Genomic DNA, 11,426 nt, shown 5'->3' on the forward strand with positions numbered 1-11,426 from the left:
TTTTGCTATCAATCCGCATAATTGTTTTGCTATCACCTCGCATAATTGGTACTGTCCCCTTCAACAGCCGATCGCGGAACTCGCGGACAGGCTTTCAGCTTCAAAGAAGAAGGGCGAACGTGACTCGCAACTCAGATCGGATCGGCGTCGGCATCGTCGGTTGCGGCAACATCTCCGGCGCGTACTTCCGCGGTCTCGACCGGTTCGACGGCCTCCACATCGTCGGCTGCACCGACCTCAGCGCAGACCTCGCACGAGCCGCGGGAGAGCGGTACGGCGTGCGGGTCTTCGATTCCGTCGAGGCGCTCGCCGCCGACGACGAGGTGGACATCCTCGTGAACCTCACGCCGCCGCTGGCGCACGAGAGCGTCACCCGCGCCCTGCTCGCGACCGGCAAGCACGTGTTCACGGAGAAGCCGCTCACGGCCTCCTTCGCGACCGCGGCCCCGCTCGTGGCCGAGGCCGAAGAGCGCGGAGTGCTGTTCGGCTCCGCCCCCGACACCTTCCTCGGCTCGGCCGGGCAGACCGCCCGCGCGGCCGTCGACGCGGGCCTGATCGGCGAGGTGATCGGCGCCAGCGCCTTCGTCACCCACAGCAAGGCCGAGCTCTGGCACCCGGACCCGACGTTCCTCTTCCAGCCCGGAGGCGGCCCCGCGCTCGACATGGGCCCGTACTACATCGCCGCGCTGGTCAACCTGCTCGGCCCGGTCGCCAGCGTCTATGCCAGCGCCCGCGTCGGCAGCACCGTCCGCCCGGTGTCCACGCCCGGCCGGCGCGTCGAGTCCATCGACGTGACCATCCCCACGCACGCCTCGGCCACCCTCGACTTCGCTTCGGGGGCCATCGGCACCGTGCTCGCGAGCTTCGACGTCTGGGACCACCAGCTCCCGTTCATCGAGCTCTACGGCTCGAAGGGCACCCTCAGCGTGCCCGACCCGAACAACTACGACGACACCGTGAGGGTCCGCCTCCACGGCGAGACCGAGTGGCGCGAACTGACCCCTGTGATCGACGGCTTCACCGACGGCGTGCTGGAGGACCTCCTGCCGCTGCGCGGCCCCGGCGTCGCCGACCTCGCCGGCGCGCTGAACGGCGAACCCTTCCGCACCAGCGCAGGCTTCGCCCTCCACGTGCTGGAGGTGCTCGACGCGATCGCGAACGGCACCGACGGCGTCCACACCCTCACCACCACCTGCGAGCGTCCGGAACCCTCCACCGGGACCTGGACCTCCGCGACCGCCAAGGAGACGGCGAACGCATGACCACCACCACCGCCCCCGTCACGACCCGCGCCTTCGGCGTCGACCTGATCACCTTCTTCGACCCCGCCTTCTACGGCGTCTCCTCCCGTGAGGACCTCCAGGCGCTCGCAACGGCAGAGCCGCGCCAGGTCTGGGACCGGATCCTCGACGCTCTTCAGGAGGCCGGCATCGCGGAGTTCGAGATGACCTTCGCTCCCGCCGACCGCCTCACCGCGATCGCGGCCTACGGCTCGGCCGAGGCCTTCGCGGCCGAGATCGCCTCCCGCGGCCTCTCGGTGGTCAGCGCCTATTTCGCCGACATCGAGCACGCCGACGACGTCACCGACCCGGCCACCCGGGAGGCCATCCTCGCCGCGGCCGAGACCGAGTCGGCGTTCCTCGCCGAGATCGGCGCCTTCTACCTCGTCGCCGGGCTGCCGATGCGCCGCAACAACGCGCAGGGCGACAACCTCGCCCCTGTCGACCTGGCCACAGCCCTCCCGATCGCCGACATCGCCAACGAGGTCGGCGCGATCACCGCCCGACACGGCGTGACCCTCGCCCTCCACACCGAGAGCCACTCGGTGTTCTGGACTCCGCGCGACGTCGACCTGTTCCTGCTGCTCACCGACCCGTTCCTCGTGGCGTTCTGCCCCGACACCGGCCACATCGTGCTCGGCGGAGGCGACCCGGTGCAGCTCGTCTCGCGCCACCGCGAGCGCGTCGTCATCGCGCACTGGAAGGACGCGGCAGGCGCCTTCCGCGAGAAGGCCCTCGTCGACGGCGACATCTTCGACCGGCACCGCCCCTACTTCCGCGCGGCCGGCCAGGGCATCGTCGACTGGCCCGCGTTCGCGCGCACCCTCGCCGAGATCGGCTACGAGGGCGGCATCCTGCTCGAGCTCGACGCCGCGTCCGACCCCGTCGGGCAGCTCATCGCAGCCCGCACCTACCTGGAGGACGTCACCGCCGGCATCCTCTGACCCCGATCCCCACCCGCCAGGAGTGGATCATCAGCACCACACACAAAGGAGAGAAAGACGTGAACAACTCACGCAGCAGCAAAGGGCAACGGCGCCGCTCCATCGCACGACGGACCACCATCGCCGTCGGAGCAGCCGTGGCAGCAGCCGTCGCCCTGACCTCGTGCTCGCTCTCGCCGAGCGCATCGGGCAGCGACAGCAACACCCTGACGGTCGCCATCTGGAAGGGCTACGGCGCCGACCTGCCCTGGGTCGCCACCGACTTCAAGAAGGAGACCGGCGCGACCCTCAAGTTCCAGTACATCGACTCGGAGGCCAACGAGCTCCAGCTCGTGCAGAAGGCGAACGGCGGCATCGACGTCGCGCTGCCGAACATCCAGTACATCGGCCAGGGGATCGACGACGGGATCTTCCACGAGCTCGACACCTCCAAGCTGACGAACTACAAGGACTACTACTCCGACTTCTCCGGTCGCAAGGAGATCCGCAAGGACGGCAAGCTGTACGGCGTGCCGTGGACGTGGGGCAGCACCGGCCTGTTCTTCGACGGCAGCAAGGTGACGCCGACCCCCGACTCGCTCAGCGTGCTGTGGGACCCGAAGTACAAGGGGGAGATCGCCCTGATCGACGACCCGAACGTGCTCGTGCCGATCACCGCGCTCTACCTCGGTGAGGACCCGCAGAACCCCGACATGACCAAGGTCACGCCGGCCCTCCAGAAGCTGAAGGACAACGCGAAGCTGCTGTACTCGTCGACCGACGACCTCGCCAAGGGCATCGCCAGCGGCTCGATCGTCGCCGGCATCGCCAACTCCGACGGCATCGGCGGCCTCATCGCGAGCAAGGCTGCGGGCACCGACAACTTCAAGTACGAGATCACCAAGGAGGGCGCGGTCGGCTGGATCGACAACTGGGCGATCGCGGCCAAGACCCAGCACCTCGACCTCGCCTACAAGTGGCTGAACTACATGACCGGCAAGGACTTCCTCACGAAGTGGGCGAACACCCCCGCGGACTCCTCGCCGGCCCCGGCCAACAAGTCCGTCGTCGACGCGCTCGAGCCGGCAACGCTCGACCGGCTGCAGGCGAACCCCGACAAGATCTCGAGCCTGGCCCTGCAGCTGCCCGAGCCGGCCGACCGGCTCCAGTCGTGGCTGGACGCCTGGACCCAGGTGAAAGCCGGCTCCTGATGACCACCGCCCCTCTGTCCCTGGCCCGCCGTCCCCGGCGGCGGGCCAGGGGGGCCCTGGGCACGGGCTTCCTGCTCACGCCCGGCGGCATCCTTCTCGTCCTGTTCGCGCTGCTGCCGCTGATCGCCCTGCTGGTCATCGGCTTCACGAACAGCGCGGGAAGTCTCACCTTCGAGAACTTCGCGCAGATGTTCGGCAGCCCCGTGTACATGTCGCTGCTGGGCCGCACCCTGCTGATCGCGTTCTGCGTGACCGTGCTCAGCATCGCGCTCGCCTGGCCGGCCGCGTGGGCGCTGGCCCGCTACACGAGCCCGAAGGCGAAGCCGCTGATCCTGGGCTTCGTCATCATCCCGTACATCACGTCGCAGCTGCTGCTGATCTACGGATTCGTCAGCCTCATCCAGGCGGGCGGGCCCGTCATGTCGCTGCTCTCGGCCATCGGAGTCGCCGGCCCGCAGGCGTCGATCATGTACACGCCGGCCGCCAACATCCTGATGCTGGTGCAGGAGTCGATCCCCACCGCGATCCTGGTGATGTACTCGGCGTCCGAGCAGATCAACGGCTCGGTGCTGGAGGCCTCCCGCACCCTCGGCGCGAGCAAGGGCTTCGTGTTCACTCGGGTGATCTGGCCGCTGTCGACCGCGATGATCGGTGTGAACTTCGCGCTCACCTTCGTGCAGACCGTCGGCGCGTTCGCCGAGCCCGCCATACTCGGCGGCCCGAACGGGCAGATGCTCGGCAACACGATCTCCGCGCAGCTGCAGGCGGGCGTGCACCAGCAGTTCGCGGTCGCGATGTCGCTCGTGCTGCTGGTGGCCTCGCTGGCGATCGTCGGCGGAGTGACCGGCCTGCTCACCTGGTCTCGCAACGCGCTCTCCGGCGTCTCGAAGGCCGGCCGGCCGCGCGCCGAGCGCATCGTCGCGCAGACCCGCATCGCCGAGGATGCGCTGACCACCGAAGGGGTGCTCCGATGAAGACCGCCGTCCTGCCCCGCCTGATGAAGATCTGGCTCTACGTGGTGCTCGTCATCCTGGCGCTCCCTCTGCTGGCCATGACCGCGCTCAGCCTCAACCAGTCGCGCTACGGGACGTTCCCGTTCCACTTCACCTTCGACTGGTACGCGAACCTCGCCCACGACCAGGCGCTCGTCGACGCGCTACTGACCAGCCTCAACCTGGCGACGCAGGCCACGATCGCCGCGGTGATCGTTGGCACCCTGCTGGCGCTGGGTATGTCACGGGCGAAGGTCTACGTCACCCTCCCGATCAACAGCCTGCTGCTGGCCCTGCTCACGGTGCCCGCCCTGATCCTCGCCGCCGGCTTCGTCGTCGTCTTCGGCTGGCTGGGCCTCGGGTCGAGCACGCTCGGGTTGATCCTCGCCTCGATCGTGACGTCGCTGCCGTTCGTCGTGCTGATCGTCTCCGGGCGGCTGCGCGATCTCAACCCGAACTACGCGGAGGCCGCCCACTCCCTGGGCGCATCGCCGCTGCGCACGTTCCTCACCATCACCATCCCGCTGATCGGACCTTCGATCATCGCGGGCGGTCTGCTGGCGTTCGTGATCACGTTCAACAACTTCGCGATCCAGCTCTTCCTCGCCCCGATCGGCGTCTCCACCCTCCCGGTGCAGATCTACTCCATGGTCCGCCTCGGCGTGACCCCGGACGTGGATGCGCTGGCGACGATCATCATCCTCAGCACGGTGCTGCTGGTCGTCGTGCTCAACTGGCTGTCCGGCAACGCCGCCAAGCTCTTCACCACCTCCACGAACAAAGGAAACTGATGGCCGAGCTCACCGTCTCGCGCGTCTCCAAGACCTTCAACGGCACGCGCGTCCTCGAACCGCTGGACCTCACCGTCGGCGACGGCCGGTTCTGCTGCATGCTCGGATCCTCCGGATCCGGCAAGTCCACCCTGCTGCGCATCATCGCCGGCCTGGAGGAGCCCGACGAGGGCGCCATCCGCGTCGGTTCACGCGACATCACCCGGCTCTCGGTCGAGAAGCGCAACATCGGGTTCGTCTTCCAGAACTACGCGCTGTTCCCGCACCTGAGCGTGCTGTCGAACGTGATGTACGGCCTGCGCGCCCGCCGCACCCCGCGCACGGCCGCGAAGAAGAAGGCCGAGGAGATGCTGGCCCTGGTCGGCCTCGGCGACTTCGGCGGCCGCTCGCCGGCCCAGCTCTCGGGAGGCCAGCAGCAGCGCGTCGCCCTCGCCCGCGCACTGGTCACCTCACCCGACCTGCTCCTGCTCGACGAGCCGCTCTCGGCACTGGACAAGAAGATCCGCGGCGAGATGCAGCGCGAGCTCAAACGCATCCACCAGGAGACCGGTCTCACCACGATCATGGTGACGCACGACCAGGAGGAGGCGATGGACCTCGGCGACCAGGTGATGATGCTCGACCACGGCGTCGTGCAGCAGAACGACACCCCCGAGTCGATGTACCGGACGCCGGGCAACCGGTTCGTGGCGCAATTCCTCGGCGGTCAGCTGCTCGGCACCGGCGTCGTGCACGGCACCGGGCCGTCGGCCACCGTGGAGATCGGCGGCCTCTCGCTGACGACCGCGCAGGGCGACCTCCGCGAGGGCGACCGTGTGGATGTGCTGGTCATGGCCGAGCGGGTGCGCATCGTCCGCGACGACGCGGCGACCACCCCGGGAACCGCTGTCGGCGTCCTGAGCGCGATCGACTTCTTCGGTCCGTTCGCGCGCGCCGAGATCACCGCCGGTGACCTCCGCATCCCTGTCACGATGCTGTCGCAGGAGGCCGACACCCTTGCCGCCGGCCAGCAGGTGCGCTTCGCGATCTCGCCCGAGGGCCTCCACGCCTTCGCGGGGGAGCGCGCGGCCTGACCCGGACGGCCGGGGCGCCGAGACGTGAGCAATCGCGGGAATCCTGGTGCGGATTCGCGCGATTGCTCACGTCTCGCGGTAGAGGCGGAGCCGGGCCCGCGGGTCCGTGAGCACGTCGACGTTGTCGGTCAGCTGCTCGACTGAGCCGCGGCCTCGGGGGAGGGTGCGGACCTCCGGATCGGTGATCGGGTCGAGCAACTGGGCGATGATCGCAGGGTCGGGATGGAGGAAGGGCCGGTCCCAGAACGGGATCGTTGCGCGTGCGACGTTCGTGAGGCCGAGTTCGTTCTGCTGAGCCAGGAGGTGCTGGAGGGCCGTGGCGAGCGCCTCCTGCCGATCGGCCGCATCCGTCGCCGTGAGCGCGGAGGCGATCGGCGGCTGCAGCTCGGGAGCTCCGGGAAGGCGAGCGAAGAGCGTCCCGAACCACTTGGCGTATGGAGGCCAGCGACGCTCCAGCAGGAACGCCAGGTGCATCGCCACGTGAGTGAGCCGTGCGGTGATGATGCGCGCACCCGCCTCGTCACCGAGTTCGGCTGCGCGACCCATGAGCGGGAGCTCCTGCGCCAGCCGGATCCAGTCGCACGCGAGCACGTACCTCCAAATGTCGTCCGGATACCAGTCGAGTGCGCGACGGGCTCTGCCGAGTTCCCCGTCCCCATCCACGAAGACCGGCCCTGCCGTCACCTCGAGTACGGCCTGCCCGGTGAGCGAGAGCCACTCGGGCACGGAGAGACCGGCGCGGGGATCGACCCCCAGCCGCGACCGCAGGAACCGTTCCACCGAGGTCACGTCGACGTGATGGCGGGGCTCGCCCTCGCCGGTGAACGGGTACCGGATCGGCAGGCCCTCGAAGGTTTCCGGGAGTGCGTGATCGAGATAGGCAGAGACCGCACCGATCACATCGTCGGCGACGAACACCTCCATGCGCAGACCCCAGTCGTGGTCGCGGGAGGTCCCGTCGTCGAGGCCGAGCACGTCGGATCCGGCTCCGAGCCGTCCCGCGGAGTGGACAAGTCCGGGGAAGCGCGACGCCAGGAGAGGAGCGACTACGTCCTCCCAGTAGTCGCGCGCCAGCGCTATGCCGGTCGTGGAGTCATCGATCACATGCTCCATCGTGCCCGAGCGGCGCCGTCGAGACGCGAGCAATCGCGGGATCCGTCGTCGAAGGCGCGATGTTCACGTCGGTCGACCGGGCTGACCAGGTCGGCCGGTCGAATCAGTCGCAGTCGATGACGGTGAGGCCCCAGCCGTCCGCAGTGGTGAACGTCTGGTAATCGTAAGGGTTGTCGTAGTCGAGGGTGATCAGCAGCATGCCGTGCTCGCCGGACTGCATCGTCTGGAATGCACTCCCGGAGCACCCGGGTGTGTAGGCGCCCTCGGTGGTGACTTTGGGCACGTGGTTGCGGAACACCGGCGGCGGAGCGGGGTTCGGCCGGCCGTTCTGCGTGCCTCCGGAGGCGCCTCCCGAACCGGCGCCCGAGCTTGTGCTGGTCGAGTGCTTGGTCGCCGACGCGGCGGCAGCGGCTGCGGCAGCTGCGGCAGCCGCTGCCGCCGCGTCGGCGGCCGCCTGCGATGCGCGGAGGTTCTCGACGCTGGCGGCGTAGGCGAGCAGCTCGGTATCGACGGTGGCACCGGCGTCAGCAGCGATCCCGGCGGCCTTCGCCGCCACCGAAACCGAGTCTTTCGCCGATGAATCGGCCCGCGGGTAGAGCGCGAGCGCGGCAGCGGACGCGTCGCCCAGACCGGGGATCGCCTGCTGGTCGCCCTCCGCCGGGGCGCCGCTGACCAGCGCTCGGAGGACGGCGGCTGCGACCGCATGCTCGACGTCGACGGCGCGGGTGGTCTGCTCGGTCGTGGAGAGCCAGCCGCGCTCACGGCCGTCCTGCTGTTCCAGGGTGGCGGCGGCGGCTGCGAGTTCGTCCGTCGTGGCATGGGCTGGCGCCGCGGCCTCCGGGGCGGTCGCCTTCTCGCCGGGAGTCAGCGCGAGCGCGGCTGCGATGCCGACGGCGGCCTCGTCCACGGCGGCCCGCTGGGCGGTGAGGAGCGTGCCCGTCGGGGCTGCGCTGAGCTTATCGATGGTCGCGCCGATCCGAGCGAGATCGTCATGTGCGGCGTCGAAGTCGGCGATGGCGCGGTCGAGACGGCTCGCCTCGCCGGGCAGAGCCGACCGTGCGGAACGGTACCGGGCGAGCGCCTGCCCGTTTGCATCGGCGGACGCCATGAGAGGCACCGAGATCGCCGCCGTGATGACGGCCACGATCACCACGATCGACAGCCAGACGCGCATCCGCACTCCAAACTCGCAGGCGAACGCCCAACAGAGCGACACTGCCAGGACCGCCACCGGCTATCAAGACCCCCAAGATGGAGTCACGAGCTGAGTCGCCCGGCAGTCCCGTCAGGCGCGATAGACCGTGCGACCGTCGACGATGGTCTCGACCACGCGGGCCGTGTCGAGGTCGCGGCCGTCGGAGATGTCGCGGTCGAGGAGCACGAGGTCGGCTGCGAGACCGGCCTCCAGCCGCCCGGTCTTCGCTTCAAACCGGCCGACCCACGCGGCGGTGCCGGTGTAGGCGTCGAGCACGGTCGGCAGCGGCAGCGCCTCGGAGGCCAGCAGCGGCTCGATGAGCGCGCGGCCGGTGGCGTGCGGGTCGGTGGAGGGCGCCAGCCGGGTGACGCCGGTGTGCATCGCCCACAGCGGGTTCGGGTCGGAGACCGGCCAGTCGCTGCCCGCCACGATGCGCGCGCCGCGCGCCCGCAGCGTCTCGAACGGGAAGTGCCGCGCCGCCCGGTCGTCGCCCATCATCGGCAGCTTTCGTCCACGATCTCGGTGTCGGTGCGCGCCCACAGCAGCTGCGCGTTCACGGTCACGTCGAGCTCGGCGAACCGCTCGACGTCGGCCGTGTCGACCACGTCGAGGTGCGCGAGCTGATGGCGGCCTCCCGCCGGCCCGTTGACGGAGCGGGCGTGCGCGACCGCGTCGAGGCACTCGCGCACAGCGCGGTCGCCGACCGCGTGCAGGTGCACGTCGAAGCCGCGCGCGTCGAGCTCGGCGACGATCGTGGCGAGCTCCTCGGCCGGGAGGAACGAGTCACCGCGCACCCCCGGCGCGTCGGCGTAGTCGTCGAGGAGGGCGGCGGTGTGGTTCTCGATCATGCCGTCCTGCATGATCTTGACGGTGCTCGCCACGAGGCGGGAGGTCTGCGCGACCCGCTCGCGTCGCGCCTCGAGGTCGGCGAGCTGCTCGAGGCCGCGGTCGCGGTCCCACCACTGGCAGAGCACCACCCGGGCGGTGAGTGCGCCCTGCGCCTCCAGGTTCAGGTAGGCGTCGAGCGAGTCGGGGCCGAGCTCGCTCCTGCCCACGGCGGCGTCGTGCCACGTGGTCACACCGACCGAGTGGAGGCGGCGCTGCGCGGCGAGGATCGCCTCCTCCATCGCGCCGGGTGCGGGCTCCGGGAGGATCGCGTCGAGCGCCTGCATCGCGGTGTCGAGCAGCACGCCGGTGAGCTCGCCGCGCGCGTCGCGCACGTAACGACCGCCCGAGGGGTCGGCGACGTCCGGGCCGATGCCTGCGGCCTCCAGTGCCCGGGTGTTCACCCAGACGCCGTGGCCGTCGTGGCTGGTGAGGATCACCGGGCGGTCGCCGACCACGGCGTCCAGGAGCGCGCGCGTGGGGAAGCCTCCTGCGAAGACGTCGCCGTACCAGCCGACCCCGACGATCGTGGCGAGCTCGGGATGCGCGGCCGCGTAGTCGACGATGATCCGCAGGTAGGCGTCGGCGTCGTGCACCGGCATGAGGTCGATGCCGAGCAGCGAGCTGCCGGCCATCGGCGGGTGCACGTGCGTGTCGTGGAAGCCGGGGAGGAGGGACGCGCCACCGGCATCCCGCACCTCAGTGCCGGGGACGCGCTGCGCGGCGAGGTCGTCGTCGGCGCCGACCGCCGTGATGACGCCGTCGCGGACGAGCACACCGCCCTCCTGCCAGCGGCCGTCGCCGAGGTAGAGGCGGGCGTTGGTGATGTGCAGACTCGTCATCGGCGTCCCTTCGCGTATCGGACCAGTCTCCGCCGCCAGGGCTGGATCACGCAAATAGGTTCGCGTGGATCACTTCATCAGCGCGTCAGATGCCGAAACGTACGCCGGACCGTCGCCCAGATCACGCCCGCGACGGTGCCGGGTTCAGCGACTCCGCGACCACCTGCGCGGCGATGTCGCTGACCGCCCGCGCCCGCGCCGTCGCCCGCACCGAGCGCATCGCCGCGAGCACCACCGGCAGCGCGGGGACGCTGTCGGCGATCGGGAGGGCGGCCACCCGCTCGCCGTCGTAGCTGAGGTCGTGCCGCGGCCGTTGGTTGAGGATCGAGAAGCCGTGACCGTGCGCGACGAACGCGCGCACGGTCTCGTAGTTCAGCGAGCGGTGACGGATCTCGGGCTGGAGGCCGGCTCCGGCGAGGATGCCGAGGAAGTACTCGCGGCTGTGCGGCAGGTCGAGCAGGATCATCGGCTCACGGGAGAGCTCGCGGAGGAACACTTGGGGGGAGGCCGCCAGCGGGTGATCGGCCGGCAGGATGACGTGCGGGGGAGCGTCCGACAGCACCGCCGTGCGGATGTCGTTGCCGAAACCGAAGTCGTAGCCGATCAGCAGCTCGACACGGCCGCTGCGCAACGCCGCCCGCGCGCCGTCGGTGTCGAGTTCGTCGACCTCGATGTCGAGGTAGGGGTGCTCCGCACGCACCCGGCTCACGATCGCCGGGAGGACGAACGGCGCGAGCGTGACGAAGCAGCCGATGCGGATGGTGCCGCGCACCTGGTTGTCGATGCCGCGCGCGGTGTCGAGCGCCTCCTCGAGATTGAGCAAGAGGGCGCGCGCGTCGCCGAGGAATTGCTGACCCGACGGCGTGAGCGTGAGGCCGCGGGAGCGCTGGCGAATGAAGAGCTGCGCGCCGACCTGCTGCTCGAGTTGCGCGATGGCCGACGAGACGGCGGACTGGGCGACGAACAGCTCCTCCGCGGCACGCGTCATCGAGAGGTGCGTCGCCGCCTCGATGAAATAGCGCAACTGCGCCAGGGTGACGTCGGGCTTCTTGCTCATCGGAATGCCTCCCGGTTACGACGACGTTTCGGCTGTGTTTCCTTCGGCGCGGTATCTGCCGAAG

The 11,426-nt window shown here is 69.9% G+C and carries 11 protein-coding genes; 6 read left to right on the forward strand and 5 right to left on the reverse strand.

The window, feature by feature from the left end; genetic code table 11:
• Nucleotides 1-119: 119 nt before the first annotated feature.
• From AC0HS0_RS13095 to AC0HS0_RS13120, 6 genes are all read left to right on the forward strand, one after another.
• A complete protein-coding gene (locus AC0HS0_RS13095) occupies nt 120-1,262 on the forward strand; it encodes a Gfo/Idh/MocA family protein (RefSeq protein ID WP_472964461.1) in 1,143 nt (380 codons plus the stop codon).
• Entirely contained in the window at nt 1,259-2,224 is a 966-nt protein-coding gene (locus AC0HS0_RS13100) for a sugar phosphate isomerase/epimerase family protein (protein WP_472964463.1), read from the forward strand. Before AC0HS0_RS13095 ends, AC0HS0_RS13100 begins: the two co-directional genes overlap by 4 nt.
• A 137-nt stretch (nt 2,225-2,361) precedes the next feature.
• Nucleotides 2,362-3,414: an ABC transporter substrate-binding protein gene (locus tag AC0HS0_RS13105; protein WP_472964464.1), complete on the forward strand. Its 1,053-nt coding sequence runs from the start codon at nt 2,362-2,364 to the stop codon at nt 3,412-3,414.
• On the forward strand, nt 3,414-4,388 hold the full coding sequence (locus AC0HS0_RS13110; protein WP_472964465.1) for an ABC transporter permease: 975 nt from the start codon (nt 3,414-3,416) through the stop codon (nt 4,386-4,388). Before AC0HS0_RS13105 ends, AC0HS0_RS13110 begins: the two co-directional genes overlap by 1 nt.
• On the forward strand, nt 4,385-5,197 hold the full coding sequence (locus AC0HS0_RS13115) for an ABC transporter permease (RefSeq protein WP_472964467.1): 813 nt from the start codon (nt 4,385-4,387) through the stop codon (nt 5,195-5,197). Before AC0HS0_RS13110 ends, AC0HS0_RS13115 begins: the two co-directional genes overlap by 4 nt.
• Nucleotides 5,197-6,270, forward strand: a complete 1,074-nt coding sequence (locus AC0HS0_RS13120; RefSeq protein WP_472964469.1) for an ABC transporter ATP-binding protein — start codon at nt 5,197-5,199, stop codon at nt 6,268-6,270. The genes AC0HS0_RS13115 and AC0HS0_RS13120 overlap by 1 nt, the downstream gene beginning before the upstream one ends.
• Nucleotides 6,271-6,336: 66 nt before the next feature.
• Here the strand turns inward: AC0HS0_RS13120 and AC0HS0_RS13125 are convergent, their stop codons facing one another.
• The 5 genes from AC0HS0_RS13125 to AC0HS0_RS13145 all read right to left on the reverse strand — a co-directional run bounded on the left by AC0HS0_RS13125 (nt 6,337) and on the right by AC0HS0_RS13145 (nt 11,362).
• On the reverse strand, nt 6,337-7,374 hold the full coding sequence (locus AC0HS0_RS13125) for a DUF4037 domain-containing protein (RefSeq protein ID WP_472964470.1): 1,038 nt from the start codon (nt 7,372-7,374) through the stop codon (nt 6,337-6,339).
• Nucleotides 7,375-7,486: 112 nt separating this feature from the next.
• Nucleotides 7,487-8,557, reverse strand: coding sequence for a hypothetical protein (locus AC0HS0_RS13130; protein ID WP_472964471.1), 1,071 nt, complete (start codon nt 8,555-8,557; stop codon nt 7,487-7,489).
• A gap of 111 nt (nt 8,558-8,668) precedes the next feature.
• The gene (locus AC0HS0_RS13135; protein WP_472964472.1) at nt 8,669-9,076 is read right to left on the reverse strand and encodes an amidohydrolase family protein; all 408 of its coding nucleotides are present in this window, start codon (nt 9,074-9,076) and stop codon (nt 8,669-8,671) included.
• Nucleotides 9,073-10,305: an amidohydrolase gene (locus tag AC0HS0_RS13140; RefSeq protein WP_472964473.1), complete on the reverse strand. Its 1,233-nt coding sequence runs from the start codon at nt 10,303-10,305 to the stop codon at nt 9,073-9,075. The genes AC0HS0_RS13135 and AC0HS0_RS13140 overlap by 4 nt, the downstream gene beginning before the upstream one ends.
• 121 nt (nt 10,306-10,426) lie before the next feature.
• Entirely contained in the window at nt 10,427-11,362 is a 936-nt protein-coding gene (locus AC0HS0_RS13145) for a LysR family transcriptional regulator (RefSeq protein ID WP_055918716.1), read from the reverse strand.
• Nucleotides 11,363-11,426: the final 64 nt, after the last annotated feature.

The sequence above is a fragment of the Leifsonia sp. PARNA 1/14 genome (genome assembly GCF_055720965.1).

What these genes read in the sequence shown, in the direction of transcription:
- AC0HS0_RS13100 (WP_472964463.1), top strand. Translation starts at nt 1,259, where the DNA reads ATGACCACCACCACCGCCCCCGTCACGACCCGCGCCTTCGGCGTCGAC.
- AC0HS0_RS13110 (WP_472964465.1), top strand. Translation starts at nt 3,414, where the DNA reads ATGACCACCGCCCCTCTGTCCCTGGCCCGCCGTCCCCGGCGGCGGGCC.
- AC0HS0_RS13115 (WP_472964467.1), top strand. Translation starts at nt 4,385, where the DNA reads ATGAAGACCGCCGTCCTGCCCCGCCTGATGAAGATCTGGCTCTACGTG.
- AC0HS0_RS13120 (WP_472964469.1), top strand. Translation starts at nt 5,197, where the DNA reads ATGGCCGAGCTCACCGTCTCGCGCGTCTCCAAGACCTTCAACGGCACG.
- AC0HS0_RS13130 (WP_472964471.1), bottom strand. Translation starts at nt 8,557, where the DNA reads ATGCGCGTCTGGCTGTCGATCGTGGTGATCGTGGCCGTCATCACGGCG.
- AC0HS0_RS13135 (WP_472964472.1), bottom strand. Translation starts at nt 9,076, where the DNA reads ATGATGGGCGACGACCGGGCGGCGCGGCACTTCCCGTTCGAGACGCTG.
- AC0HS0_RS13140 (WP_472964473.1), bottom strand. Translation starts at nt 10,305, where the DNA reads ATGACGAGTCTGCACATCACCAACGCCCGCCTCTACCTCGGCGACGGC.
- AC0HS0_RS13145 (WP_055918716.1), bottom strand. Translation starts at nt 11,362, where the DNA reads ATGAGCAAGAAGCCCGACGTCACCCTGGCGCAGTTGCGCTATTTCATC.